Source organism: Aminobacter sp. P9b, assembly GCF_045345995.1.
Taxonomy (GTDB): Bacteria; Pseudomonadota; Alphaproteobacteria; order Rhizobiales; family Rhizobiaceae; genus Aminobacter; species Aminobacter niigataensis.
Genome location: NZ_CP150083.1, coordinates 1 through 25,821 on the forward strand (window position 1 = coordinate 1; position 25,821 = coordinate 25,821).

Annotated in this window: 23 protein-coding genes and 1 riboswitch; of the genes, 7 read left to right on the top strand and 16 right to left on the bottom strand. The window is 62.3% G+C overall.

The genetic code is table 11. From position 1 onward, the window contains the following. From WHT83_RS24195 to WHT83_RS24215, 5 genes are all read right to left on the bottom strand, one after another. Nucleotides 1-2,163: malate synthase G (locus WHT83_RS24195; protein WP_341878498.1), on the bottom strand; the 2,163-nt coding region annotated here is incomplete at its 3' end. A gap of 17 nt (nt 2,164-2,180) precedes the next feature. Continuing rightward, complete coding sequence (locus tag WHT83_RS24200; protein ID WP_341878499.1) at nt 2,181-3,434, bottom strand: D-amino acid dehydrogenase; 1,254 nt, start codon at nt 3,432-3,434, stop codon at nt 2,181-2,183. A 146-nt stretch (nt 3,435-3,580) separates the two neighbouring features. Next, nucleotides 3,581-3,684: riboswitch (glycine riboswitch) on the bottom strand. A gap of 63 nt (nt 3,685-3,747) precedes the next feature. Then, nucleotides 3,748-5,187: an amidohydrolase family protein gene (locus WHT83_RS24205; RefSeq protein ID WP_341878500.1), complete on the bottom strand. Its 1,440-nt coding sequence runs from the start codon at nt 5,185-5,187 to the stop codon at nt 3,748-3,750. 128 nt (nt 5,188-5,315) lie between these two features. Next, the gene (locus WHT83_RS24210) at nt 5,316-6,488 is read right to left on the bottom strand and encodes a Xaa-Pro peptidase family protein (protein ID WP_341878501.1); all 1,173 of its coding nucleotides are present in this window, start codon (nt 6,486-6,488) and stop codon (nt 5,316-5,318) included. A 35-nt stretch (nt 6,489-6,523) separates the two neighbouring features. Next, the gene (locus WHT83_RS24215; RefSeq protein ID WP_341878502.1) at nt 6,524-7,684 is read right to left on the bottom strand and encodes an enolase C-terminal domain-like protein; all 1,161 of its coding nucleotides are present in this window, start codon (nt 7,682-7,684) and stop codon (nt 6,524-6,526) included. 167 nt (nt 7,685-7,851) lie between these two features. On the opposite strand from WHT83_RS24215, the gene WHT83_RS24220 reads away from it, so the two are divergent. Next, complete coding sequence (locus tag WHT83_RS24220; protein WP_406874067.1) at nt 7,852-8,148, top strand: hypothetical protein; 297 nt, start codon at nt 7,852-7,854, stop codon at nt 8,146-8,148. A 64-nt stretch (nt 8,149-8,212) separates the two neighbouring features. Here WHT83_RS24220 and WHT83_RS24225 read toward each other — a convergent pair whose 3' ends face one another. Continuing rightward, nucleotides 8,213-9,760: an FAD-dependent oxidoreductase gene (locus WHT83_RS24225; RefSeq protein WP_341878504.1), complete on the bottom strand. Its 1,548-nt coding sequence runs from the start codon at nt 9,758-9,760 to the stop codon at nt 8,213-8,215. 156 nt (nt 9,761-9,916) lie between these two features. On the opposite strand from WHT83_RS24225, the gene folE reads away from it, so the two are divergent. The 3 genes from folE (at nt 9,917) to WHT83_RS24240 (ending at nt 11,575) form a co-directional block, all read left to right on the top strand. After that, the gene (folE, locus tag WHT83_RS24230; protein WP_341878505.1) at nt 9,917-10,579 is read left to right on the top strand and encodes a GTP cyclohydrolase I FolE; all 663 of its coding nucleotides are present in this window, start codon (nt 9,917-9,919) and stop codon (nt 10,577-10,579) included. Nucleotides 10,580-10,728: 149 nt separating this feature from the next. Next, the gene (locus WHT83_RS24235; RefSeq protein WP_341878506.1) at nt 10,729-11,253 is read left to right on the top strand and encodes a DUF4142 domain-containing protein; all 525 of its coding nucleotides are present in this window, start codon (nt 10,729-10,731) and stop codon (nt 11,251-11,253) included. A 10-nt stretch (nt 11,254-11,263) separates the two neighbouring features. Continuing rightward, the gene (locus WHT83_RS24240; protein WP_341878507.1) at nt 11,264-11,575 is read left to right on the top strand and encodes a cupredoxin family copper-binding protein; all 312 of its coding nucleotides are present in this window, start codon (nt 11,264-11,266) and stop codon (nt 11,573-11,575) included. Nucleotides 11,576-11,627: 52 nt separating this feature from the next. On the opposite strand, the gene WHT83_RS24245 is transcribed toward WHT83_RS24240, so the two are convergent. From WHT83_RS24245 to WHT83_RS24275, 7 genes are all read right to left on the bottom strand, one after another. After that, on the bottom strand, nt 11,628-12,401 hold the full coding sequence (locus tag WHT83_RS24245) for an SDR family NAD(P)-dependent oxidoreductase (protein ID WP_341878508.1): 774 nt from the start codon (nt 12,399-12,401) through the stop codon (nt 11,628-11,630). A gap of 8 nt (nt 12,402-12,409) precedes the next feature. Continuing rightward, complete coding sequence (locus WHT83_RS24250; RefSeq protein ID WP_341878509.1) at nt 12,410-13,486, bottom strand: hypothetical protein; 1,077 nt, start codon at nt 13,484-13,486, stop codon at nt 12,410-12,412. A gap of 32 nt (nt 13,487-13,518) precedes the next feature. Beyond that, nucleotides 13,519-14,505 (bottom strand): ABC transporter substrate-binding protein, encoded by a 987-nt coding sequence (locus WHT83_RS24255; protein WP_159091746.1) that lies wholly within the window; start codon nt 14,503-14,505, stop codon nt 13,519-13,521. A gap of 57 nt (nt 14,506-14,562) precedes the next feature. After that, nucleotides 14,563-15,339: an ABC transporter permease gene (locus WHT83_RS24260; RefSeq protein ID WP_183263785.1), complete on the bottom strand. Its 777-nt coding sequence runs from the start codon at nt 15,337-15,339 to the stop codon at nt 14,563-14,565. 13 nt (nt 15,340-15,352) lie between these two features. After that, nucleotides 15,353-16,288 (bottom strand): ABC transporter ATP-binding protein, encoded by a 936-nt coding sequence (locus WHT83_RS24265; protein WP_246389670.1) that lies wholly within the window; start codon nt 16,286-16,288, stop codon nt 15,353-15,355. A gap of 408 nt (nt 16,289-16,696) precedes the next feature. Continuing rightward, the gene (locus WHT83_RS24270) at nt 16,697-17,575 is read right to left on the bottom strand and encodes an MBL fold metallo-hydrolase (RefSeq protein ID WP_341878510.1); all 879 of its coding nucleotides are present in this window, start codon (nt 17,573-17,575) and stop codon (nt 16,697-16,699) included. A gap of 3 nt (nt 17,576-17,578) precedes the next feature. Beyond that, nucleotides 17,579-19,036, bottom strand: a complete 1,458-nt coding sequence (locus WHT83_RS24275) for an aminotransferase class V-fold PLP-dependent enzyme (RefSeq protein WP_341878511.1) — start codon at nt 19,034-19,036, stop codon at nt 17,579-17,581. Nucleotides 19,037-19,152: 116 nt separating this feature from the next. Between WHT83_RS24275 and WHT83_RS24280 the strand changes: the two genes are divergently transcribed. Beyond that, complete coding sequence (locus WHT83_RS24280) at nt 19,153-19,635, top strand: Lrp/AsnC family transcriptional regulator (protein ID WP_183264000.1); 483 nt, start codon at nt 19,153-19,155, stop codon at nt 19,633-19,635. 50 nt (nt 19,636-19,685) lie between these two features. Here the strand turns inward: WHT83_RS24280 and WHT83_RS24285 are convergent, their stop codons facing one another. Then, nucleotides 19,686-20,834 (bottom strand): NAD(P)-binding domain-containing protein, encoded by a 1,149-nt coding sequence (locus tag WHT83_RS24285; RefSeq protein WP_341878512.1) that lies wholly within the window; start codon nt 20,832-20,834, stop codon nt 19,686-19,688. A 639-nt stretch (nt 20,835-21,473) separates the two neighbouring features. Between WHT83_RS24285 and WHT83_RS24290 the strand changes: the two genes are divergently transcribed. Together WHT83_RS24290 and WHT83_RS24295 are read left to right on the top strand one after the other, a co-directional pair. Beyond that, nucleotides 21,474-22,181: an SAM-dependent methyltransferase gene (locus WHT83_RS24290; RefSeq protein ID WP_341878513.1), complete on the top strand. Its 708-nt coding sequence runs from the start codon at nt 21,474-21,476 to the stop codon at nt 22,179-22,181. A gap of 32 nt (nt 22,182-22,213) precedes the next feature. Then, on the top strand, nt 22,214-23,482 hold the full coding sequence (locus WHT83_RS24295; RefSeq protein ID WP_406874068.1) for a glycosyltransferase family 4 protein: 1,269 nt from the start codon (nt 22,214-22,216) through the stop codon (nt 23,480-23,482). 5 nt (nt 23,483-23,487) lie between these two features. Here WHT83_RS24295 and WHT83_RS24300 read toward each other — a convergent pair whose 3' ends face one another. Together WHT83_RS24300 and WHT83_RS24305 are read right to left on the bottom strand one after the other, a co-directional pair. After that, a complete protein-coding gene (locus WHT83_RS24300) occupies nt 23,488-24,471 on the bottom strand; it encodes a glycosyltransferase family A protein (RefSeq protein WP_341878515.1) in 984 nt (327 codons plus the stop codon). After that, entirely contained in the window at nt 24,468-25,814 is a 1,347-nt protein-coding gene (locus WHT83_RS24305) for an oligosaccharide flippase family protein (RefSeq protein ID WP_183263791.1), read from the bottom strand. Before WHT83_RS24305 ends, WHT83_RS24300 begins: the two co-directional genes overlap by 4 nt. Between the last annotated feature and the right edge of the window lie 7 nt (nt 25,815-25,821).

Sequence of the window (25,821 nt, forward strand, 5' to 3'; positions counted from 1 at the left end):
CAACCTGCGCTTGTGGAGGACCGGCTCGGTGTAGCCGTTGGGCTGGGCGCGGCCTTCGAAGACGAGGTCGCAGGCGGCACGGAAGGCGGTCGACTGGTCGAACTCGGGCGCCATCGGCTTGTAGAGCGGATCGCCGACATTCTGCCGGTCGACGATCGCCGCCATGCGCTGGAGAGAGTCCATCACCTGGATGTGCGAGCAGACGTCGTGGCGCAGCCAGTTGGCGATGTGCTGGGAGGAGATGCGCAAGGTGGCGCGATCTTCCATCAGGCCGACGTCGTTGATGTCGGGCACCTTCGAGCAGCCGACGCCCTGGTCGATCCAGCGCACGACATAGCCCAGGATGCCTTGCGCGTTGTTGTCGAGCTCGCGCTGGATCTCGTCGGGCGTCCAGTTGGGACGGACCACCACCGGCACCGACAGGATGTCGTCGAGACGCGCCTTGGGACGGCTCTTCAGCTGGTCCTGGACCTGGTGCACGTCGACCTTGTGGTAGTGGGTGGCGTGCAGGGTCGCTGCCGTCGGCGACGGCACCCAGGCGGTGTTGGCGCCGGCTTTCGGATGCGCGATCTTCTGCTCCAGCATCGCCGCCATCAGATCGGGCATCGCCCACATGCCCTTGCCGATCTGGGCATGGCCCGACAGGCCACACTCCAGCCCGGTGTCGACGTTCCAGGCCTCGTAGGCATTGATCCACGGCGCCTGCTTCATGTCGCCCTTGCGCACCATCGGACCTGCTTCCATCGACGAGTGGATCTCGTCGCCGGTGCGGTCGAGGAAGCCGGTGTTGATGAACACCACGCGTTCCTTGGCGGCGCGGATGCACTCCTTGAGGTTGATGGTGGTGCGCCGCTCCTCGTCCATGATGCCCATCTTGATGGTTTTCCTGGGCATGCCGACGAGGCGTTCGACGCGGTCGAAGATCTCGACGGCAAAGGCGACTTCGTCGGGGCCATGCATCTTCGGCTTGACGACATACATCGAGCCAGCGCGGCTGTTCATGCGGCGGCCATTGGCGCCGACGTCGTGCAGGGCGATCAAGGCGGTGATCGCCGCATCCATGATGCCTTCCGGCACCTCGTGGCCGTCGCGGTCGCGGATCGCAGGGTTGGTCATCAGGTGCCCGACATTGCGCACCAGCATCAGCGAGCGGCCGGGCAGCGAGACCGAAGCGCCGTCCGGGCCGGTGTACTCACGGTCGCCATTGAGCTTGCGGGTGACCGGCTTGCCGCCCTTGTCGAAGGTCTCCGACAGGTCGCCCCGCATCAGGCCGAGCCAGTTGCGGTAGACCACAACCTTGTCTTCGGCGTCGACCGCTGCGACCGAATCCTCGCAGTCCTGGATGGTGGTCAGGGCCGATTCCAGCACCATGTCCGAAATACCGGCCGGATCGGTCTTGCCGATCGCACTCTCCCGATTGACCACGACCTCGACATGCAGGCCATTCTTCACAAGAACCACCGCATCCGGGTTTTCCGCCGCACCGCGATAGCCAGCGAACTGCTTTGGCTCGCGAAGCGAAACCGAGCCATCAGCTGTCGCCAGCTTCAGCACCCCGCCCTCGACCGAAAGCCCGGTCACATCAGACCAGCTGCCAGACGCCAGCGGCGCCGACTGATCCAAAAACGCCTTGGCCCAGGCGATGACCTTTTGGCCGCGCTTCGGATTGTAGCCCTTGGTCTTCTCGGCGCCGTCGGCATCGGAAATGGCATCGGTGCCGTAGAGCGCGTCGTAGAGCGAACCCCAGCGCGCGTTCGCCGCGTTCAGCGCATAACGCGCGTTCATCACCGGCACCACCAGCTGCGGCCCGGCGACGGTGGCGATCTCGGGGTCGACATTTTCCGTCGTCACCGCAAAGGCCGGGCCCTCCGGCACGAGATAGCCGATCTCGGACAAGAACGCCTTGTAGGCCGCCATGTCGTGCGGCGCGCCATGCTTGCGGTACCAGGCGTCCAACTTGAGCTGGAAGTCGTCGCGCTTTTCCAAAAGCGCCCGGTTCTTCGGCCCGAGATCGTGCACGATCGCGGCAAACCCCTCCCAGAACGCATCCGCCTCGACACCCGTGCCGACCAACGCCTCCGACACCACGAAGTCGTGCAGCTCACGCGATATCGAAAGGCCATGAAGGGAAACGGTATCAGTGACCCGGCTCATCATGTTCATTGTCTCAACTCCAAGGGTCAGGCCGCAATCGCGGCATCGGTGCAGAACTCGCCCGAAATGGTCTCGGCGACCATCTGGGCGGTCGCGGCGGACAGGGTCCAGCCAAGGTGTCCATGGCCGGTGTTGTAGAAGACGCCCGGCTGCCGGCCCTTGCCGACCCGTGGCATCATGTTGGGCATCATCGGCCTGAGGCCGGCCCAGGGCACGACGCGATTGGTGTCGACGTCAGGGAACAACATCCGCGTCCAGTCGACCAGCGGCCTGACGCGGTCGTCGCGGATGTCGCGGTTCATGCCGTTGAACTCGGCCGTGCCGGCGACCCGGAAGCGCCCGGCGCCCAGACGGCTGGTGACAATCTTGGCGCGGTCGTCGAGCAGGCTGACCCAGGGTGCCGCCTTCTGGCTGCGCTCGTCGTCGAGATGCACGGTGATCGAATAGCCCTTGACCGGATAGACATTGACGCGGTCGCCCAGCATCGCCGCGAAGTGGCGGCTGGCGGCACCGGCGCAGACGACGACGCCATCGGCCTCGACGATCTCTTGAGCTGCCTCCGCCACGGACCCGCCGTGGGAATAGCCGATGCAGAACACGCCATCGCGGGCAATGCGGTTGACCGTGGCGTCGAAGACGAAACGCGCCCCGCGCCTTTCGCAGGCCTGGGCGAGGCCATAGGTGAATTTGTGGATGTCGCCGGTCGAATCCGACGGGGTGTAGAAACCGGCGTGGAAATCGCCATGCAAGGCCGGTTCGATCGACTTCACTTCTGCAGCCGTCACCGGACGACGGTCGAGGCCGCCTTCGACCAGCATCGAATTAACCTTTAGCGCATGCTGGAAGCTCGGCTTGTCCCAATAGACATGCAAGATGCCGCGCTGGACATGGTCGAAATCGATGTTCTCGCGCTCGGCAATGGCAAACAGGTGCTTGCGCGCGGCAATCGCCAGCCGCGTCGTCTCCACCGTATTGTCGCGATAGTTCATGATGTTGGAGACGAACTCCGCCAGCCAGGCGTATTTGTGCCAGGTCGGCGCCGGGTTCATCAGCAGCGGCGCGTCGCGCCTGAGCATCCACTTCATGCCCTTGAGCACGGTCGACCAGTGGTTCCAGACCTCGGCATTGCTGGCCGAAAGCTGGCCGCCATTGGCAAACGACGTTTCCATGCCGGCATAGCGCTGGCGGTCGATGACGGTGACGGAATAGCCGCGCTCCAGAAGCGCATAGGCAGTGGTGACGCCGGTGATACCGGCGCCGATAACGGCAATATGGGGCATTTCACTCTCCGCGATCAAAGTTGGGGGCGGGCCTAAACCCGCTGTTTTTCCCCAATCTGTCGCTGTACCTGAGAGCTTAACCGCGACGGCCTTGCCGGCGCGGCTTTCCCCTTCGGTGGGCACTCGAGGTGCCTCTCTCCAGATCGTTCAGCTGCATGGTCACTTTTGCCTGAGAGTTTCCTGGGGGGTTGCTCCGTCGGCGCCGGCCGGTGCCTTCAAGGATACGGCCGATCTCTCCCATGCAGCCTCTGAACGCATTTCTTCTACAGGCTGGCCAGTGCTTCCGCAACGTTAGATGCGGAAGCACTGCGCGTCAGTTTCCTTCGTCGTAGAGCGTAGTCGTCGTCTCGACGCCGTGTTCGTGCAGGCCGGCGCGCACTACCGCAGCTGCGGCCAGCTCGCGTGCCTTGCGGCGGATGCCCGGCTCGTCGACGCCCTGCACCTTGCCGTCGGCATAAAGCACCTTGCCGTCCACCCAGGTCTGGGTGATGGACGCGGTCGACGCCGAGAACACCAGCGCCTGCAGCGGATCGTAGAACGGCGTCCATTCGACATGGTCGAGGTCGAACAGGATGAAGTCGGCCTTCTTGCCGATCTCCAGCGAACCGATCTCGTCGTCCCACATCAAGGCGCGTGCGCCTTCGATGGTGGCGGCGCGCAACGCCTGGCGCGCGGTGAAGATGTCGGGCTGCATGCGGGCGTCCTTGAACATGCCGGCGACGACCAGCATCTGGCGCATCAGGTTCATGTTGCCTGCAGCCGACACACCGTCGGTGCCGAGGCCGACCTTGACGCCTGCCTTGACCATCTCAGGGTACTTGCCGATGGCCGTCGCACCCTTGCCGAGCTTGAACGACGAGCATGGGCAGAAGGCGACGCTGGCGCCACGCTCGGCCAAAAGCTTGACCTCCTCGTCCGACACCGCTGCACCATGAGCGATGACCAGGTTCTTGCCGATGCCGCCGGCGCGGTCGATCCGGGTGATCGGCCAGCAGCCATATTTGCTTTCGCAGACCTTGGCTTCCTCGATCGAGGTTGCAAGGTGGTAGGTGGTACCAACACCAAGCTTTTCGGCCAGCTTAACCGCACCGACATGCAGCTCGAGGCTGCAGGGTTCCTTGCCCTCGATGTTGACCCAGCAGCGGGCGCGGCCGTCGAGCGTGTTGTTGTAGCGGAGAACGTTTTCCTCAAGCACCTTCAGCGCCGACTGCGCATCGGGGAAGAAGTGGTGATCGGCCATCTCCTCGGTCCAGCCGCGCGGCAGCTCCGCCGGCCGGTTGTCGGCTGCGTGACGGCCGGTGATGCCGCGGATGCCGGTCTTGTCCATCGCCCGGATGACGATGCCGGGATCGTATTGCGAGCCCATGTCGAGGAAGCAGGTGGTGCCGCAGCGCAGCATCTCGGTGATGCCGAGCAACGCGCCCCAATACTCGTCTTCCTCGGTGATGTGGGCATAGAAGGGCTTGGCCCAGTGGAACACCCAGGCGCGGGTGTTGAGGTTATCCGGGAAGACCGCACGCGACAGCGTCTCCGACAGATGCACGTGGCTGTCGACGAAGCCGGGGCAGATGCCCAGCATCGTGCCATCGATCACCTTGTCGAAGCTCTTGCCATTGTGGCGCGCCGCCACCTCGCTCGCCGTGCCGATGTCGGCAATGCGGTCGTTTTCCACCACCATGCTGGCGTTGCGCAGCACCGTGTCGTTCTTGTCGACCGTAAAGGCGAAATTCAAATTCTCGATCAGCGTGCGCATGTGTCTCCACCCCATACTTCACTCACGGACCTTCAATCTCGTCCGGCCGGTCCGTGGCGGCGGGCGATATCTAGCTGTGCAGCCGGGCCACAAAGCACCCCGGCTGCCATTTCACAAGTCAAGTTCGCTCAGGCTACGGCCTTGACCTTGCTGCCCTGCTTGGCGGTGCCGCAAAGGATCAGCTTGTCGGTGTCGGCATAGTCGGACAACAGTTCCGAGCCGTTCGACGTCACCAGCAGCATGTCCTTGTTCTGCATGCCGTAACCGTAGCCGGTGTCGTAGCAGAGCGGCTCGAAGCCGAGCACCATGTTCTCTTCCAGCGGCGCGTCGCTGCCCGGCTTGCCGAGCACCGGCGTCAGGCCGAGATAGGGATCCTCGTGCAGGTGCAGGCCGATGCCGTGGCCGACGAACGAGATCGGCGGCAGGTTCAGCTTGGCGAGCTTGGCGATGAAGGCATCGTAGATTTCGCGGCAGCTGGCGCCCGGCTTGACCTTCTCCATGATCTCATACTTGCATTCGACCAGGTGCGCCCAGATCTTGTCGGCCATGGGCGGCGCCTCGCCGACGATGGCGGTGCGGCAAACACCGGCCTGGTAGCCGTTGATGACCGAGAATATCTCGACACGGCAGACGTCGCCGCGCTTCAGAACGCGTTCGGACGGGCCGACATTTGGCAGCACCGAACGCTCGCCGGTGGCCACGATCAGAAGCTTGAAGTGCTCGGCGCCGAGCGAATAGACGTTACGGGTCAGGTGACCGGCAATGTCCATCTCGGAGTCGCCGGCGTCGACAATGGCCAGCGTGTCGGTGATCGCCTGGTCGGCGATGCGCGACAGCTTGCGCAATAGGGCCACTTCTTCGGCCGTCTTGATCTGGCGCAGCCGCGCCAGGATCGGCTCGGCATGCTCGAAGCGCGCACCTGGCATCGCCGCGATCAGGCGGGCAAGATCGCCAGCCGGCAAATAGTCCATTTCGAGGCCGATGCGAGCTCCGGCAAGGCCGAGTTCGGAAAGCTGGTCGGCAAGCACCAGCATCGGATCGTCGGAGAATTCGGCCCAGATGCGCGTCGCCACGTTTGGCTGCTTCCGCTTGATGGTCGACGCCTCCATGTCGACGCCGAAGATCGCGGTGCGACCGTCAGCGGTGACGATGGTCATCGCATGGCGATGACGGATCAGCGGCTGCGACGGCACCACGAAGCCGGTGGTGTAGGCGAAGTTTTCTGGCGACGAGCAGATGATGGCATCGAGCCCGTGCTGGGCCATTGCCTTGACCTGCTTTGCGACGATTTCAGTCCGCATTCTTGTAGTTCTCCCCTAGATGGCTCGCGTCAGGCTCAATCGCGGACGCGGTATTTTTCGATCTTTGCGAGGTCGACATCAATGCCCATGCCGGGCCCGGTCGGAACGGCGATGGCGCCTTCGGAGAAGCGCATCGGCTCGACCAAAAGGTCGTCCTTGTAGTAGATGCCGCCGACCTGGCCGTGCTGCGCTTCGGCCGGCGTCGAGATCGGAATGACGCAGGACAGCGTCACCGCTGGCGAAGCCGCCGCGACCTGGACGTTTGCGAGGTTGCCAATGCCGGTCTCGATCGAACCGTTGACGTTGCAGATGATGCCAGCCGCACGGCAGACCGCGCCGACCTCCATCGCCTTGTAGAGGCCGCCTGCCTTGGTGGTGTAGATCGACACGATCTGCACCTGGCCGGCAGCAATGATCTGGATCGCATCATGGGCGTTCCAGGCCGACTCGTCGGCCATGACAGGGGCATCGATACGGCGCGCCACCTCGGAGATGCGCTCGATGCCCATCACCGGCTGCTCGACATATTTGAGCCGGTACTTTTCCATCTGGCGAACCGTCTGCACCGCCTCGCCCGGCGTCTTGTAGCCTTCGTTGGCGTCGACGCAGATTTCCATCGCTTCGCCGGCAGCCTCGCGCACGGCAGCGACCATCTTGATGTCGCGTGCGGGATCGACGCCGATCTTGACCTTGATCGTCTTGATGCCTTCCGCAGCCAGCTTGGCCGCCTCGACCTTGGCTTCGTCGATCGAAATCAGGCCGATCGAATGCGTAATGCCGACCTTGTCGCGCGCCTTGCCGCCCAGCAGGGTGTGAACCGGAACGTTGAGCCAGCGGCCCGTGAGATCGTAGGCCGCGAATTCGACGGCCGCCTTGGAATAGGGATAGCCGCGGATGATGGCATCCATGCGAGCATGCAGCTCGGCGAAATTGCCGAGTTCGAGGCCTATGACTGCGGGCGCCAGATAGGTTTCGATGACGCTGCGGGTGATTATGGCGGACTCGCCAAAGTAGCGGCCGAACTCGCCGCCCCAGTCCTTGAGTGCCGGCGCCTCGCCCCAGCCGACCCGGCCGTCGCTGTCGGTCATCTTGACCATGACATAGCGGCCGATGACCTCAGTGAGGCCGGCCCACTTGTGCTCGCGCCGCGTCGGCAATTGGACAATCAGCGTTTCAATGGACTTGATAGTAGGCAACGTTTTTCACCTTCTTCATTGTCACCGGCGATGCGTCGCGCTACATTTGCGATCATCTAGTGTGATCACACTTTATGATCATATTTTTGGAGCGTCAAGCACCCTGCCACATCGAATTTTCCGGACACGTCGACTGCATCGGAAATCATCGCAGGAGAGGAGAAAAAATGATCGTCGAAGCGACCAACTACTTCGCCAAGGACGGGCACGCTGGTGCTGTTCTCGAACAGCGCCGCAAGGCGACCGAGATCAGGAAGCAGCTGGGGCTCGATCCCGGGCGCATCCTCGTCAGGCTAGAGGGAGACGGGCCTGATGTACGCTGGGAATGCAGCTTCGTCTCGCGTCAGGCATATGACGCCGACATGAAGGCCAGGGGCGGCTCGCAGGCCTTCGCCGACGCCCGCAAGGCCATGCACACGCTGCTCGAACGCTTCGAGCGCCATATCTACCAAACAGGAGACTGACGCCCGTCAGTTGCCTCTCGTCCAGAAGCGCGGCAGGGAGGTCCTCGATCTTGCCATGCCGCACCTACACCCCGTGCCGGGAGTGGCTTGCCATGGAAGCCTCGCAGTCAAGCGCTTGGGCGTCGCGGCCGATGGCAGCAACGGCGACGATCTTGCCGTCCTTCCTGTAGCCGACCAGACAGTCGCGGTCGGCAATGCTCCCGTCGATTTCGATGGCGTCCCACGTCCTGGCATAGCCGACATAGCGGATCGACACGTCGTAGTGCTCGCTCCAGAAGAACGGAACGCTCAGGAATGGCTGTCGCCGGCCGAGCATGTTTTCCGCCGCGATCTGACCCTGCCGTTGCGCCACGACCCAGTGCTCGACGCGCCGTGCTTCGGCTGTGTCGAGGTCATGCCATTGCGCGATATCGCCGGCCGCAAAGATGCCGGCCACGCTGCTTTCCAGGAATTCGTTCACCAATACGCCGCGATCAACGGCAATTCCGGCGTCCGCTGCCAGCGAGATGCGCGGCTTCACTCCAACCCCGACGACGACAAGATCGGCATCGAGCACCTGGCCGTTGTTCAGCGTAACCGTCTGCGCGGCAATGCGTACAACCGTCGCGCCCATGTGAAAGACAACACCGTGTTGTTCATGCAGCGAGCGGATGAACGCGCCGAGTTCGGACCCGAGAACCGCGCCGAGCGGATAGGCCTCGGGCGCCACGACATGAACCGCGAGGCCACGGCTGCGAAGGGCAGCAGCAACTTCCAATCCGATGAAACCTGCTCCCAGCACGACGGCGGTCTGGGAGTTCCGGGCACGCTCGATGATGGCGCGGCTGTCGGCCAGCGATCGCAATGTGAACACTTGCTCGCGATCAGCGCCCTCGATCGGCAGGCGGACCGGTTCTGCTCCCGTCGCCACAAGAAGCCGGTCGAATGGGAATACCCTTCCGTCGGCTGCTATCACTGCGCGACCATCGACGTCGATACGTTCGACTGTCGTCCGCAGTTGGAGATCGATCTTGTTCCTGGCATAGAATTTAGGGCCGCGTAGCGGAATCCACGCCTCCGGAGCGTTTCCGGCGAGATAGTCCTTGGACAGGTTGGGGCGGTCGCAGGGCCCATCCTGGTCCGCGCTCAGCATGGTGATTTCGCCGGCAAACTGGCGGCGGCGGAGCATTTCAGCCGCAGCAAAGCCAGCGGCACCGCCACCAACAATGACAATGCGGCCTTGCTGGCCGGACGCGTCGTGCTGCGGGGCGGTTGCAGGCTGTTCGTCGGCGGCCATCTTGCCGGTCACGAACATCCGGTCCCCTCGGCGCTCCACTCTCCACCTCTGCAGCGGGTCGAAGGCGGGCGCGCCGAGCGCCTCGCCGGTGCGGAGACTGAAGCAGGCATGGTGCCAAGGGCATCGAACAGTATCGCCGACAACGATCCCGTGGGCCAGCTCTGCGCCATAGTGCGTGCACAACCCGCCGACGGCCAGCACCTCGTCGCCGACACGCGCCAGGAGCACCGCCTCGTCGCCGACATGCCCCTGAAGCAGCCCTTTGCCGTCAAACGTGGCCATCGGCACGCCAACTTCGAAATCGGGGCCTGTAACAGGATTTTTCTGCGCAGCCATCTTGGCTCTCCTTCACGACCTTTCCCGATCAGGCGTCGGATACAGAATAGATGTGTCACCCCTCCAAAGGTTCCCAGGGTCGTGCGCCGTCGACGGCCGGAACCATTTCATTCCTGCCGCATCCAATGGATCTCATACGAACGCCAGGAGAGACCCATGGACACGCGTGCGGAATTGCCGACCAGAGAATACACCCCCACCGACGCAACGCATACGGCATCTGGGCAATGCCTGTCCGGGTTGCTGCTTGCCGGCCGCCCCACCCGGCTGGAAGCCGAGGCCGCGGTTCGAACGCTGATCCGCTGGGCCGGCGACAATCCCGCCCGGCCCGGCCTCCTGGATACACCCGCACGCGTCGCACGCGCCTACGAGGAATGGTTCGGCGGTTACGATCAGGATCCCGTCGCCCTGCTCGAACGAACATTCGATGAAATCGGCGGATACAATCACGCAGTCGAACTTCGCGATATCCCGTTCAATTCGTTCTGCGAACACCACATGGCGGCCATTCGCGGCAAGGCGCATATCGCCTACATGCCCGTCAACCGGGTGGTCGGCATCTCCAAGCTGGCAAGGGTGGTCGACGCCTGCGCGCGTCGCCTGCAGATCCAGGAACGCCTGACCGACGACATCGCCATCGCGATCGAGGACGCCTTGCAGCCGGCTGGTGTCGCCGTGATCATCGAGGCGGAACACGGCTGTATGACCTCACGCGGTGTCCATGCCCACGGTACGCGCATGGTCACCAAACGCATGCTGGGTGTTTTCGAGACGGACGCAGACCTCAGGCGCGAATTCCTCTCCTCGCTCGGCCTGTGACGATTGTCGGCGCGCAACCGCGGCGAAAGCCATCGAGCACAGCTGAACACCGTTCAATTTCTCGGGAACGTTTTTCCCGGCGCCGCATCCAATGACTGTCAACTCAATCAAGTCCCGGCACCATTGGCGTCCCGGGCAGGAGGTTTCCCATGCGTATTCGCTCGACTGCCGCCCTGGCTGCGCTTTCCCTGCTGCTTGCCGCCCCCCTGGCCAGCGCCGCCGACAAGCCGACCGACCCTCAGATCGCTCACATCGCCTACACGGCCGGCGTGATCGACGTCGAAGCGGCAAAGCTTGCCATCTCGAAATCCAAGAACAAGGATGTCGTGGCCTTCGCCGAGGACATGGTGCGCGACCACGAGGCCGTGAACACCCAGGCGCTGGACCTCGTCAAGAAGCTCAATGTGACGCCGGAGGACAACGACACCAGCCGCGCCTTGACCAAGGCAGCGGCCGACGAACGCGCCAAGCTCGAGAAGCTGGACGGCGCAGCCTTCGACAAGGCTTATGTCGACAACGAGGTGGCCTACCACAAGCAGGTCAACGGCGCGCTTGAGAGCCTGCTGATCCCGTCTGCGAGCAACGCCGACCTCAAGGCCTTGCTTGAAACCGGCCTGAAGATCTTCCAGGGCCACCAGCAGCATGCCGAACACGTCGCGGCTACCGTCAAGTAAGGGTCAACAGATGTTGTCGAAAAGGCGTTTGTGGATCGCTGCAGCACTTTTTGTGGCGGCGTTTCCCGCACAAGCGGAAACCATCCAGGTCACGATCGAGAAGCTGGTATTCTCCCCAGTCGAGGTCAATGCAAAGGTCGGCGACACGATCGAATGGATCAACAAGGACGTCTTCGTTCACACCGCGACCGTGAAGGGCGGCTGGGAGGTGATGATCCCGGCGAAGAAGTCAGCAAGCATGGTCGTGGAGAAGGCGGGGCCTGTTGAATATTACTGCCGCTTTCACCCCAACATGAAAGGCCGCCTGACGGTCTCGCCCTGACAGCCCTCAGAACTCGGGGCCGCGGAACGCCCTTGCCGCGGCCTCGGACTTTTCAGTCGGCAGTCCAGCCGCCATCAACCAACAGCGACGAGCCAGTCACCAGCGACGACGCGTCCGATGCCAGGAACAGTATTGCGCCCATGAGGTCTTCCACCTGACCGATCCTGCCCAGCTTGATCTTTGCCGTGACGGCAGCCAAGGCGTCCGAGTTGAGACCATAGGAGCGCGTCATCGGCGTGTCGGTGAAAGTAGGCGCAATTGTATTGAAGCGAATGCCCTTCGGGCCGAGTTCGGTGGCAAGCGCCTTGGTCAAGCCTTCGATCGCGAATTTCGATGCGACATAGATCGACCGATTTGGCGCACCGACGTGCCCCAGCTGCGAAGAAATATGGATGATGGAACCCTTGCGACCTGCAGAGACGAGTGCATTCGTGACCGTCTGCGCCAGGAAGAAGGCAGCCCTGACATTGACGCCGAAAACGGCATCGAAATCGTCGGCACTGACATCGGCGAACGCAGCAGGACGATTGGCCCCGGCATTGCTGACGAGGATGTCGTATGGCTCCCTGCCGTCCAAAGCCCGATGGACAGCGTCAAGATCGGCGACATCCAACACCAAGGCTTCGGCTTTCCCTCCCGCCGTTCGGATGGCTTCTGCCGCTGCCTCGACCTCCGATGCCGTTCGTGCACACAAGGTGACGTTGGCGCCGGCTTCCGCCAGGCAAGCCGCGGCAGCAAGACCGATGCCGCGTCCGGCACCTGTGACCAGGGCGCGGCGTCCGTCGAGACGAAATGACGGCGTCGAAGGAAGCGCGAACGCACTCATCGTGAGCTTCAGCCCCCGAGCTTGTCGCGGAGCTGGCCAAGGGCCGTTGCGGCGTCCTCGACCTCGGCGACATCAAAACCTTCCGCGAGAGTACGGCTGTAGGTGGCGAGTGCCTTGCGAGCTGGTTCGGAATAGCTCACGCGCCCTGTTTCGGAAATGCTGACGCCGTCGGCGTTTTCGAACCCTCGGTTCCAGAGAATTGCTTCGTCACGAGAGACGCTCTTGGGAAGGTCAAGGGATACCTGGCCTTCCACCACCCGCACGGGGTATCCGCCCGGCAGTCCGCCCGGACCCGGCACATGCGCCCGGACATCGCCAAGTCCGGCCAGGGCGAGAAGCACCGGCACGGCGGATGCGCCGGAGATGACATTGAGGTCCCTGTAGGGAAGCACGATATGACGTGTCCGCTCGTCGACATCCGCCATTTCGTCATCGCCGATCCAGGCGCGGACCGGAGCGCCTGAGCGCTCGTTGCCGATCTTACGCCACTGCACGAGATGCTGATGATGCGCCAGAACGCGCACCGACGCGCGCTGTTCAGGCTCCAGCATGCCGGCAATCACGGCAGAGAAGATACCGACGTTGCCCACGCCGGTCGTGATCGGCAAGCCGGCCGCATGCAGGACCTGGTTCACACCGTCGGGGTAGCACGTGTTGACGAAGGAAATGCCGCTGTCCACCTGCCGGATTGCAGCGGCTGTTCGCCTCGGAAGTACGGAATGGAGGGCGAGTGTCAGGCCGAATCCACCCTCCGCGACCAGACGCGACCATTGCGAGTCCGCGCGGTCGACTTTCCAGGGCGACTGCAATGACGCGGAATGGACGACAACCCGTGGACGTATCGCATCGAGATTTTCGGCGATTCCCGAAGACGAGGTGAAATCGACCTTCACGATCTCGAACGTCACGGGCCTCCCGAAGATGGCTGCCCGGGCACGGCCAGCCTCGGCCAGCCACTGAAGCCGCTCTTCATTGCGGCCCCCGATCGCGACACGAAGCCGTCCTGTTGCGGTGGAAGCCAGGTCACCGATCATGACCTCGGCGTAGTAGCCGGTGCCAATGATGAAAATGTCGGCTGTAGTCATGTCTGACCCCACATCAACGGCCCGGGAGGCCACTATTTCAGGAACTGATTTGTGAACGCCTTGGACACGTCGATGCTGGTCTTCAAAAGCCCCATCTCGACGAGCTGCTTTTGGAGTTCGTCCCAACCTGCGAGCGTAGACGAGCCCAATCCGTTGGCACTGACGTCCGGCGACTGGGTGAGCTTCAGCACTTCCGGCAGCTTCAGCTTGGCATAGACCTTGTCCGTGCTGGGATTGGCCTTCACGAAGGCTTCGTAGGCCTCGTCGGGGTTCGCAACGGAGTATTCCCAGCCGCGCACAAATGCCTTGGTAAAGCGCGCCACCAGATCGGGATTCTCCGCGATCAGCTCGGCATTGGTCAGCAGCGTCGTGGAGTACATTTTCATGCCGAGTTCTTCGAGGAGGATCCAGCTGACATCCTCGCCGGTGGCCTTCAGCTTCAGCGCGTCGTTGAAATAGAAGCCGACGCCGACATCGATGCGATCGGCAGCGATAAGGGACACCAACGCGCCATCCGCCGGCACCTCGGTCAGCTTGGCTGGATCGAGATTAAGCGTCTTCTTGATCGCGTCCCACTGGCGGCCGGTGCTGCTCTTGAGCTGGATGCCGAGCGTCTTGCCGTAGAGATCCGTCTCCACGTTCTTGATGTTCTGCGACGTCTTGAAAATGAACGCCGTCGGGTTCTGCTGGAGCAGCACCGCCGTCGCAACGACGGGCAGGTCGCGCGAGGCACCGAGCAGCACCTGATCGGCCGACGCGTAGCCGAAGTCGGCATCCCGGTTGCCGACCAGTTTCGTGGTGACCGACGAACCCTCGCCCGGGAGGAGTTCGACCTCGATGCCCTCTTCCTTGAAGAACCCCTTCTCAAGCGCCAGGAAAATAGGCGCATGTTCCGATCCGAACACCCAGTCGAGGCGCAGCTTGACCGAATCCGCCGCATCGGCCGAGGTGCCGATAGCCACGAAGCCCAACGCCGCGATCGCAGTACGACAAATCCACGACCCAAAACTGTTTGACATCTTCATCTCCCTTTTTGCGTAACCCATTCCAAAAGCAGTCATCGCTCACCCGTCTCCTTACATGGTCGCTGATGCCCCTGAGGCGTCGTCCTGAGCGTTGACCACGATCAACCGCTCGGCTGCAACGATGACGAGAAAGAGCAGGATACCGAGCACGCTCATGCAGACGATGGCCGCAAACATGAGTTCGGTATCGAGCGAGATGTTCGAGGCATTGATGATGTAGCCGAGGCCTTCACCGGCAGCGACGAACTCGCCGACCACGGCACCGACGATGGCCAGGGTGATGGAAATCTTGAGCGCTGCGAAGAAGTAGGGCATGGCCCATGGCAGGCTGATCTTGGTGAATTTCTCCCAGCCACTGGCGCCGAGCGAATCCATGTACTGCAGCAGTTCCTTGTCGACCGAAGTCAGGCCCTTGGCCGTGTTGATCACGACCGGAAAGAAGGCGATCAGTGCGGCAATGACGATCTTCGGCGTCAAACCGAAGCCGAACCAGATGAGGAACAGCGGCGCAAACGCGATCTTCGGCAGAATTTGCGCGGCGACGAGGAACGGATAGGTCAGTTCACGGATGATCCTCGAATAGGCGATGCCAATCGCAATGACGAAGCCCGTTGCGACCGCATAGAGGAAGCCAAGCGTGATGGCGACGAAGGTCGGCCATGTGTTGACCAGCAGCAACTCGCGGTTTTCCCATGCCGATACAGCGATGCGGCTTGGGGGCGGCAAGATCACCGGCTTGATCTGGAGGAGGTGCACGAGCACCTCCCAAGCGGCAAAAAACACGATGAAGACCATAGCTTGGCCGGCGGCGACACTGAGGCGGTACATGTGTGGTCCCCTATCAAGCGGTTACTGGATCGCGGTGACGCAGGAGACCGCGGATATGGCTGGCGAGCGCCAGGAACTCGGGTCGCTCGCGGGTCTCTTCGGTACGCGGCCGCTCGAACGGCACCGGAATGCGTTCAAGAACACGGCCGGGACGGGCCGACATGACCACGATCTGTTCCGACAACAGCACGGCTTCGGGAATCGAATGCGTGATGAAAACCACAGTGGTTTCGGTCTGCGCCCACAGCAGCAGCAGCTCTTCCTGCAACGTCTCCCGCGTGATCTCATCGAGAGCGGCGAAAGGTTCATCCATCAGGAGAATTCGCGGCTGAAACGCCAGGGCGCGGCAGATCGAGACTCGCTGCTGCATGCCACCCGACAATTCGTGCGGAAAACGCTCCTCGAAGCCTTGAAGGCCGGCGATCTTGAGCCAGCGCCGTGCCTCGGCCTCACGCTCGGCGCGGCTCATGCCGCGGCGGGCCACTTCCATCGTCAGCATGACGTTGTCGAGAGTGGTTCGCCATGGAAGCAACAGCGGTCGCTGAAAGACGTAGCCGACCTGGCCCTGGGTCTTGAGCCGGCTGAGCGGCTCGCCATCAAACAGCACCGTGCCACTTGTGGGCTGAAGGACACCTGAGAGAATCTTGAGCAGCGTGGTCTTGCCGCAGCCCGAAGGCCCGACGATGCTCAGGAACGATCCCGGTGCAATGTCGAACGAAACATCATCGAGAGCCGTGACTGTGCTGGTCTTTGTCCTGAATGAAACCGAGAGATTCTTGATCGAAATGCCGGGGGCCTTGCTCATGACTGGTCGAACCGACCTGTCTGGCTGCGATCCGAACGTTCCGACAAAAGCTCCGCACTGGCGACGACAACTCTTCGCATTCACTCCCCCACTTTGTGACAACAATATGTGATCACGTACTGTGATCTGTGTCAATTGAGCCAAGCGAAAGTCAGCTTGAGAACCAGCGGGAGATGCACACCAGGCGATCGGCAAATCTAGATGTACGCACCGCCCGCCCCAACCTTCGAGCGAACTGAGGCCACGCCGCGTCAAATGGCGAAGCGACTACAAACATCTTGGCGGGACCTGCTCCGGCGGAGCTCGCAAGCATGACCCGGGAAGCAGCTATTCGCGCTGAGCCCGCGAAACGCCGCCCCTAAAGATGCTGCCGGCGCTGGTTTGCGCGAAGGCCTCGTCACGCGACAATCTCTCGGGGCTTCCGATGCCGCCGCGCCGCGTCGAACTCGCCTGTCATCTCGTCGAGCGCTCTTCGACCGGTCCAGCTCGCTTGGTGACCTGAAGCCGAACCCGACACGCGCCGAAAATCAAACCGGTTCCAGGTGGAGGCCTTCAACCCCAGGCGGCACCGTCAAGGGCGCCGAGGGGGAATTTCAGATAACGTGTGCCGTTGGCTTCCGGCTCCGGAAGCTGTCCGCCATTGATGTTGATCTGCAGCGCATGCAGGATCAGCTTCGGCATCGGCAAGGTGCTGTCGCGCTCGTTGCGGAAAGCCACGAATTCATCTTCCCGGCCATAGCGCGTCAGGTGAATGTTCTCGGCCTTCTGCCGGGCGACGGTGCTTTCCCAGCGCGGTTCGCGGCCGCCCGGCTGGTAGTCGTGGCCGACGAAGATGCGCGTGTCGCCGGGCAGAGCGACGATGTCCTGGATCGTCGACCACAATGCCCTGGCGCTGCCGCCGGGAAAATCCGCCCGCGCGGTCCCGCCATCCGGCATGAAGACGGTGTCATGCACGAAGGCGGCGTCACCCACGACATAGGTGATCGAGGCGAGCGTATGGCCGGGCGAGAACATCACGCCGGACTTGATGCCACCGATGTCGAAGCTGTCGCCTTGCTCGAACAGCCTGTCCCATTGCGAGCCATCGGTACGCAGGCTCGGCCAGTTGTAGATGCAGGCCCAGAGTTTCTGCACATCGACGATGCGCGCACCGATGGCGGTCGGTGCGCCGGTCCTGGCCTTCAGATAGGAGGCCGCCGAGAAATGGTCGGCATGCGGGTGCGTGTCGAGGATCCACTGCACCTCAAGGTTCTGGTCGCGGACGAAGTCGAGCAGCCGGTCGGCATTGGCTGTCGCTGTGGCACCCGACTTTTCGTCGAAATCAAGAACCGGATCGATGATGGCGCACAGCTTCGTCTGCGGATCGCTGACCACATATTGCACCGACCAGGTGCGGGGATCGAAGAAGGCGGCGACGTCGGGCCTTGCCATGATTTACGCCTCGGCCAGTTCGGCAATGCGCGGATAGAAGATCGCGCGGCTGGCATCGAAATCATATTGCGGCACGTATTGGGCCGCGTCGGCGGCGATCCGTGCAACCGAATCCAGGATGAACTTCACCTTCTCCTCGGGCAGCAGGACGCTGAAATTGAGCCTGATAAAGCCAGGCTTCTTCATTTCCTCGCCGGCCTTGATCGCCGCGCGCATCTGCTCGGATTCCTCCGCGCCGATGCCGAGCAGCCGGTGGACATAGGGCCCGGCGCAGGCACAGCCGCCGCGCGCCTGGATGCCGAAGCGGTCGCTCAGCATGCGCGTGACGAGTTGCTGATGCACATGGCCGCCCTTGCCGTCGCGGACCCGGAACGAGAAGATCGGCAGCCGCTGCGCTTCGAGCGACCCCAGAAGCTCCAGCCGGTCAATACCGCGCCAGGCAGCCATCGCCCGAAGTGTGAGTTCGGCATTCCGCGCCTGCATGGCCTCGGCACCCAGCGCATCCTTGACCAGGAAGGCGAGCGCCGCACGAATATCGCCGACGACGTTGGGTGTACCTGCCTCCTCCCGCGCCTCGATGTTGTCGCTGTAGTCGTGGCCGGTCGGAGAGACGAACTTGACCGTGCCGCCGCCCGGCCATGACGGCTTGGTCGTGACCACGGCATCGCGGCGAACGATCAGCACGCCCGAGGCGCCCGGACCGCCAATGAACTTGTGCGGCGACACCACCAGCGCGTCGGTCTCGACGCCTTCCGCCGGCGTCATGGCGATGGGAAGATACGGACCGGCGCCGGCATAGTCCCAGACGGCCTTGGCGCCCGCAGAGTTGATGCGGCGGGTGACGGTGGCGACATCAGTGACGATGCCGGTAACGTTGGAGGCAGCCGAGAAGGCACAGACGGTGAGGTCGGCCGGAACCGCGAGCGCCGCATCGAGCGCTGCGAGATCGGGACCGCCTGCTGCACATTCGGCGATCTCGACCATCTCGGCGCCGCTCTCGCGCCAGGGCAGGATGTTGGAATGATGCTCGTAGGGGCCGATGATGACGCGGACGCGCTTGCCGGCGGCCACTGCGTCGGTGACGCCGAGCAGCTTGACCAGCCGGTTGAGGCCGGCGGTGGCGCCCGACCCGGCGAAGATCACCGCATGGTCCCCGGTGGCACCGCAACAAGTGGCGATTGCGGCGCGCGCCTCGCGGCGCAGCCGGGTCATGAAGCCGCCGCAGTAGGACGCCTCGGTGTGGCTGTTGGCGTAGTAAGGCAGGACTTCCTCGAGGATGAAGCGCTCGATCTGCATCAGCGCGCGGCCCGAAGCGACATAGTCGGCATAGACCAGAGCCTTGCTGCCGAACGGGCCCTCGATCCTGGCGTTCTGGCCGACCAGCCCGGCCTGCAGCGCAGCGACCGTGTCGCCGGCGAGGCCCCGCCTGAAACCCTGCAGCAAACCGGCGTTGGCGGACATCTTCGCGCTCCTCTGACAGCAAAACTTTTCCAGATCGGAATAGGCGAAGAGTCTAATCGCGTTTCGGTGGAGAAACCTCATCGTTTTCTCGCGACAGCAGCGCCAAATTGGGTCATATGATCCCGATCATGGAAAAGATCGACGAAATTGATCGCAAGATCCTGGCATGCCTTCAGAAGGACGGCTCGATCTCGCAGCGTGATTTGGCCGAACGTGTCGGGCTGTCGCAGAACGCCTGCTGGCGCAGGCTGCAACGGCTGAACACCACCGGCCTGATCCGTGGCACCCACGCCGACATCGACGTGGCAGCCCTTGGCTACGACCTCACCGTCTTCGTGATGATCCGCACCCGCCACCACTCCAAGGAATGGGCCGACGATTTCCGCAAGCATGTCGATCGCCTGCCCGAGGTCATCGACTTCTACCGCATCGGCGGCGACTGGGACTACCTGATCAAGGTGGTGACCAGGGGCATGTCGGGCTACGACGCCTTCTACCAGAAGCTCATCACCAATTTCGACCTGGCGACGGTGACCGGCTTCTTCTCCATGGAGGCGATCATCGACAACAGGGCCGCGGATCTAAGCCGCCTGCGTTGACCAGTTGACCAAAGGGGCTTTCGCCGCCCTGGCGACCCGGTGGCAATCCTTCACGCCAGGCCGAGATAGCCGGCAAGTTCCCTTGCCGCCGCCCCGCCGGCCCGGTTGGCTCCCACCGTGGAGGCGGAAGGGCCGTAGCCGACGAGGTGGATGCGCGGGTCCTTGGCAACTTGCGTCGCCAGCTTGCCGGACATGACGATGCCGCCATTGTCCTCGCGGATTTGCAGCGGCGCCAAGTGGTCGAGCGAACTGCGAAAGCCGGTGCACCACAAGATGACATCGGCCTTTTGTTCCGTCCCATCAGCCCAACGGACGCCATGCTCGGTGATCTCGCTGAACATCGGCAGGCGATTGAGCACGCCGCGTGCGCGTGCGGCCTCGAGCGCGGGGGTCATCGGAATGCCCGTGACCGAGACCACAGACCCCGGGATGAGTCCGCGCCTGACCCTGTCCTCGACGAGGGCAACCGCGGCGCGCCCGTCCTCAGGCGTGAACGGGCCTTCGCGGAACTGCGGCTCACGGCGCGTCACCCAGGTCGTGGAGGTAACCTTCGAGACCTCGTCGAGCAATTGCAGGGCGGAGACGCCGCCACCGACGACGATGACATGCTTGCCCGTGAATTCGTCGGCCGTGCGATAGTCGCGCGTATGCAACTGCCGGCCCTCGAACCGCCCAGCGCCGGGATATTCGGGCACAAAAGGCGTTTCCCAAGTTCCCGTCGCGTTGATGAGGCCGCGGGCGGAAAAAGTTTCCCTGTCGGTCTCTATGCGGAACCTCTCGTTGCGCGCGCAGACGACCTTGACCGTCACCGGACGGTAGACAGGCAAACCGAACTTCTGCTCGTAGGCCGCATAATATTGCGGCACAGCCGACGACGCTCTCACTTCCGTAGCGCTGGTATCGACCGCGTCGGCAAACTGCATGCCGGGAAGGTCGTGGATACGATTGACCGTGCTCAATGTCAGGGACGGCCACCGATGTTGCCATGCGCCCCCTGCTCCCGTGTTCTTGTCCAGCACGAGATAGTTCCTGCCGGGCGTCAGGCCAAGTTTGTGCAGATGATAGGCCGAGGAGAGCCCGGCCTGACCGCCGCCGATGACGACGATATCTACCTTGAATGCCGCGCGGACATCGTTCCGGCTGGTGTGATTTTCGGCCTGCGAAGCAGGCAAGTTAGGGGACGTGTTTTCAGCGGTCATTTCCAAGCCTGAAATATCGAACTGCTGAATTCAAGTCGTGTCGTTGCTCCCGCGGTGCAAGCTCGAGAAGCCAAGGCGACGCGCCGCGATGATCCAAGACGGTACTACTGGCAGCGCATGCGGGAGGCCTAACTGGCCGGCATAGCCGACCGTTTCCGGCCTTGAGGCCACGCTTTGCATCAGTCATCGAGGATAGGGCCCGTATTGGTCCGCTTCGAGCAACCACACGCGAGGCGAATACATATCCATGGGGCGGAGTCATCTCGCATGCCGGAAAAGCACGAAGTCCAAAAGTCACTCCGGCCAGCTTGGACACGCGGCCTGTATAGGGTGCCAAGAGCGACACAAGGGCGCCTAAAACTGCCCCATATGTCCTCCATCTGACCTGGGTCCCACAGAATCTAGAAAAGCACAGAAGCGCTGCAAGTCCTGTTTGCGTCTCATTCAAACAATTTTATCCCGCTCCCTCGCGCAGCCGTGTGGATCAAGGGGCTTGAAGGCCCTAGGTTCGAGCATATCGACGACTTGGACTCAACCTAAGCTGCCAATTAACCAATTGTTAACAATTGCCTACATCTTCCATCAGCATTTGCTACACGTGACCTGAAATGTACTGGCTCAAGCTACGGGACGCAGGAGATGGCTGATACGGAGGTGGACGTGACCGAACGGAAAAGCTCGGGGCGCGCGGACCCATACGCCAACCGGAACAGTCGGGAGAGCCAGTTCCGGGCCAACCGGTTCAAGCTTGTCCAGGAGATCATACAGTCCATATTGCGTGCCAAGGGGAGTTGCAGAATTCTCGATTTGGGCGGCACCGAAAAATATTGGGATATCGGCGCAGAATTCATTCAGGATCATGCCGGCGTTCTGCATATCACGCTGGTCAACACCGACCCCGTCGATGTCAAGAATACCCGTCTGTTTGCCGCGATTGAAGGCAGCGCCACCGACGAGGCCCTGCTCCGGGGCCAGAAGTTCGACTTCGTACACTCAAATTCGGTGATCGAACACGTCGGCCAGATCCCCGACATGCGGTTGTTCGCCGAGAACGTACGACGCCTGGGCGAACGTCACTACGTCCAGACACCAAACTACTGGTTTCCCTACGAGCCGCACTTCCGGTTTATCGGCTTCCAGTACCTGCCGGAACGACTGCGCGTCGAGTTGCTACACCGGTTTGCGCTTGGTTTCTTCAGCCGTCAGGACGACCGAAACAACGCGGCTTCGCTGGTGCGTGGCAGCCGCCTGCTCTCGACAGCAGAAATGAGGCGCCTGTTTCCAGATTCTGAAATAAGATTTGAGAAATTCCTTCTTTTCAATAAATCTATAATTGCTTTCCGATAGTCGTGCTTGCGAGCAAGACATGGAGCCAACCGGTGAAGATCTCATATCTTCTCAACACCTACCCGATACCGAGTACGACCTTCATCCGAGGTGAAATCGAAGCCTTGGAAGAACTCGGCCTCAAAATTGGGAGGCTTTCCGTTCGCCGTTTTGGCGGGACGCTTGTTGACCGGTCCGATCAGGCAGAGATGGTGTCGACCCGCTACCTCCTCACCGGCAATGCTGCGGGGCTCATCGTTGCCTTTGGGCGGGAAATCCTGACAAACCCGCGCGGTCTGATTCATGCTCTCCCCGTGTTCCAGCAGATGCGCCGCAATGCCTATGCCGGACTTGTGCATCACATCGCCTATCTGATGCAGGCATGTTATCTGCGCCAGGAAGCCCGCAGACAGGGCATTGCTCATGTCCATGCGCATTTCGGCACGAATCCTGCCGCCGTCGCGATGCTGTCGAAACTGCTTGGCGGGCCGAGCTACAGCTTCACCGCGCACGGTCCCGATGAATTCACTGACGCTGCGCATATGAGCTTCGACCTCAAGATCAAGCATGCCGCTTTTGTCGTGGCGATCTCCGATTATTGCAGCGGCCTGCTCGCATCGCTCGCCAATCACGGGGACGCACACAAAATTGTCATTTCCCGATGCGGCCTCAAGTTGGAGGACTTCGAACCGACCCCTATCCCAGGCGAGAACCGCACACTGGTGTGCATCGGCAGGCTCTGTCCCCAGAAGGGCCAGGTCCACGTTCCCGCTGCTGTCGCGGCATTGCGGGCGGAATTTCCCGATATGAAGGTCGTTCTGGTCGGCGACGGTGAAAGCCGGGCGGAAATCGAGGCCGAAATCGAGCGTCACGATGTCGGCGCACAGGTCATCCTGCCGGGATGGGCATCCAACGATGAGGTTCGGAAAATCCTGAAGGAGAGCCGCGCCATGCTGCTGCCGAGCTACGCCGAAGGCCTGCCGGTGGCGATCATGGAATCGCTGGCACTGTCTCGCCCAGTCATCTCCACGACGATCGCCGGCATCCCTGAACTCGTGGATGAAGAGTGCGGATGGCTGGTCGAACCAGGCAACCACCAGCAACTGGTCGACGCTATGCGGTCAGCCCTGGCAGCACCGGCAGACGTCCTGGCTCGCATGGGCAAGGTCGGGCGCGAACGTGTCGAACGCCTTCATGACCGGAAACGTCTGGCGCTCGAGTTGCAGCGGCTTTTCACGGAAGCTACCAGCACTGGCCACAACAGCAATTCGGCACAGAGCCCGCTTCAAGGCGGAGCGAACTTCCAGCCCGCCGCCGAGTAGAATACTTACTTGTATTCTATCAACCCCTGGCGTCGGCCCATCAGGCGGTTCAGCGCATATTGCGCAACGCCCTGCATCTCGGGGAACTTTGCCAGCAACGCGAAGGCCGCGTAGAGCCAGGCGAGCCGGTCCCCGCCCTCGCGCAACGCGATGCGGGCGATCTGCAGCGGATATGCGGCAAGCAGAAGCAGGAACGCGGGGTGCAATATCACCGCGCCCAGCACTGCTCCCAGCGGCAGCACGCAGCCCCAGAACACGGCACGCAACACGTTGCGCCGCCAGATTTCGTGGGGCGATCCTAGGTGACGATGTGCAACCTCCGCGAAGGCATGGCCGGCGCGTTTCGACCTGCTCCACCATTGGCCAAGACGCGTGATGTTCGCATCGTGCAGCGTCATCTCCGCTTCCAGCCGATAGATCTTCCAGCCCGCTGCACGCAGGCGCACGCACATTTCCGGTTCCTCGCCGGCAATCAGGTCTGCCGCATAGGCACCGATTGAGGCAAGTGCATCGACACGCGCCAGGCAATCGCCGCCACAGGCGAGCGCGTCGCCAATCGGCGTGTCCCATTCGCGATCACACAGGGCATTGTAGATGGTCGCATCCGGAAAGCGTTCCCGACGGCGGCCGCAGACGATCGCGTAGGCTCGGTTTTCGGCGAGAAATCCGGCAGCTTCAGCCAGCCAGCCCGCGTCGATCCGACAGTCGCCATCGACGAACTGCACCAATTCGACAGTCGGGACCAGTCGCCGGAGTTGGGCAAGTCCGGCATTGCGGGCCCGCGCCGCAGTGAAGGCAACAGCCATGTCGAGCCTCACGACCGCCACCCCCATCCTTTCCGCGACCTCCGCGCTGCCGTCGGTCGAGCCGGAATCGACGTAGGCCGTGTTGACGATCAGCTCGCCGAGGCTTTCCAGGCAGGCAACCAGGCGGGGCCCCTCGTTGCGGCCTATCACCACCACGCCAACGGTCGGGACTGCAGCATTCATGAGCGGAACGCCTCCAGCGCGCCGTCGAATGCCGTCCCGTAGCCGGCCTCATAACGAACGAAGGAAAACATCAGGATGAACAGCACGAGCAATGCGGTCGTTGCCACATCTTGCCGGAAGAAGGCGATCCGCTCGCGATACTGGCCGATCAGGATGGGAAAATAACGGCAAAGTTCGCTGGCGGTGATCATCAAGACGGCGCCGGCAATGCCATAAAATTGCAAGCCGAGTGGGATCGCGACGACCATGAACAGCAGCTTCGTCATGTTGCCCGCCGCACCGTACACGGGACGTCCAAGCCCCAGCAGCGAATATTCCGATATGGTGCAAAGGAGAGAGCACCAGACGCCGAGAAGGAGAACCGGCAGGATCCAGCCTGCATCCTGATAGCGTGGGTCGTAGACGAGCCAGACCGCAAAATCCGAAACCGAAACCACAAAGCCGATGCACGCGGCGAAAGCAAGCAGGAGCCGCAGTCGCAGCGGCCGCATCTCGGCGCGGAGCACGCCCATCTCTTGGCCCCTGCGCGAGGAAACCACTGGAAAGATCAAGGAATGGCTGAGCCGGCCCACCAGTACCGAGGGAAGGTCGGCAATCGTCCGCGCTATGCCGTAGACGCCAAGCACGGCAAGCGGCACCGCATGGCCGAGATAGAGCTTGTCGAAACTGGCGCAGAGGAAGGAGAGCAGGGAAGACAGGAATATCCACTTGCCGAACGACATGATCTCGCGGGCATAGGATGCCTGCCATGCGAACCACGCGCGGCCATAGGGCAAGAAGTAACTTGCGAGCGTTCGCACGCCCATCGCCAAGATATTGGCAGCGAGAAGCGACCAGATCGTCGGACTGTAGAGCGCCAGCGCAATCACTAGGCCGACATTCACAAACTCGACCATGAGATCGAACAGGTTCAGCTTCACGAACTGAAGCTGGCGCTGCAGCATGTAGATCGAGACCGAGGTGCCTCCCCCAAGCAAGAGGACGACCGCAGACAGCTGAATCGCCGAAGACGGAAGGGAATAGAGCTGCCCCAGCGGTGCAGCCAGAAGGAACATCAGGCTGGAAAGAAGGAAGCCTCGGATGAGTTGGATGGTCCAGGCCGTGTCCCGGAACCTGAGTTCCTCGCCCTTGCTGTTGTGGACAATATTCTGGCCAATGCCAACGTCAGAGATCAGTTCGATACCATTGCGCAAGGTGCCGATGATCAGCAGCGCGCCAAAGACTTCCGGCATGACCAGTCGTGACAGGATTACGTTCGACCCGAACCGCAGCGCGACCGAGACGAAATAGACGCCGGTGGTCCAGATTGCCCCGTGAAGGAGGCGTTTCGCAGAAATAGCCATCAGGCCC

Bases quoted from the DNA above. Each gene is read 5' to 3' on its own strand.
- WHT83_RS24200 (WP_341878499.1), bottom strand. From the start codon at position 3,434: ATGCCCCATATTGCCGTTATCGGCGCCGGTATCACCGGCGTCACCACT.
- WHT83_RS24205 (WP_341878500.1), bottom strand. From the start codon at position 5,187: ATGCGCACGCTGATCGAGAATTTGAATTTCGCCTTTACGGTCGACAAG.
- WHT83_RS24210 (WP_341878501.1), bottom strand. From the start codon at position 6,488: ATGCGGACTGAAATCGTCGCAAAGCAGGTCAAGGCAATGGCCCAGCAC.
- WHT83_RS24220 (WP_406874067.1), top strand. From the start codon at position 7,852: ATGATCGTCGAAGCGACCAACTACTTCGCCAAGGACGGGCACGCTGGT.
- WHT83_RS24225 (WP_341878504.1), bottom strand. From the start codon at position 9,760: ATGGCTGCGCAGAAAAATCCTGTTACAGGCCCCGATTTCGAAGTTGGC.
- folE (WP_341878505.1), top strand. From the start codon at position 9,917: ATGGACACGCGTGCGGAATTGCCGACCAGAGAATACACCCCCACCGAC.
- WHT83_RS24235 (WP_341878506.1), top strand. From the start codon at position 10,729: ATGCGTATTCGCTCGACTGCCGCCCTGGCTGCGCTTTCCCTGCTGCTT.
- WHT83_RS24240 (WP_341878507.1), top strand. From the start codon at position 11,264: ATGTTGTCGAAAAGGCGTTTGTGGATCGCTGCAGCACTTTTTGTGGCG.
- WHT83_RS24245 (WP_341878508.1), bottom strand. From the start codon at position 12,401: ATGAGTGCGTTCGCGCTTCCTTCGACGCCGTCATTTCGTCTCGACGGA.
- WHT83_RS24250 (WP_341878509.1), bottom strand. From the start codon at position 13,486: ATGACTACAGCCGACATTTTCATCATTGGCACCGGCTACTACGCCGAG.
- WHT83_RS24255 (WP_159091746.1), bottom strand. From the start codon at position 14,505: ATGTCAAACAGTTTTGGGTCGTGGATTTGTCGTACTGCGATCGCGGCG.
- WHT83_RS24260 (WP_183263785.1), bottom strand. From the start codon at position 15,339: ATGTACCGCCTCAGTGTCGCCGCCGGCCAAGCTATGGTCTTCATCGTG.
- WHT83_RS24270 (WP_341878510.1), bottom strand. From the start codon at position 17,575: ATGGCAAGGCCCGACGTCGCCGCCTTCTTCGATCCCCGCACCTGGTCG.
- WHT83_RS24275 (WP_341878511.1), bottom strand. From the start codon at position 19,036: ATGTCCGCCAACGCCGGTTTGCTGCAGGGTTTCAGGCGGGGCCTCGCC.
- WHT83_RS24280 (WP_183264000.1), top strand. From the start codon at position 19,153: ATGATCCCGATCATGGAAAAGATCGACGAAATTGATCGCAAGATCCTG.
- WHT83_RS24285 (WP_341878512.1), bottom strand. From the start codon at position 20,834: ATGACCGCTGAAAACACGTCCCCTAACTTGCCTGCTTCGCAGGCCGAA.
- WHT83_RS24290 (WP_341878513.1), top strand. From the start codon at position 21,474: ATGGCTGATACGGAGGTGGACGTGACCGAACGGAAAAGCTCGGGGCGC.
- WHT83_RS24300 (WP_341878515.1), bottom strand. From the start codon at position 24,471: ATGAATGCTGCAGTCCCGACCGTTGGCGTGGTGGTGATAGGCCGCAAC.
- WHT83_RS24305 (WP_183263791.1), bottom strand. From the start codon at position 25,814: ATGGCTATTTCTGCGAAACGCCTCCTTCACGGGGCAATCTGGACCACC.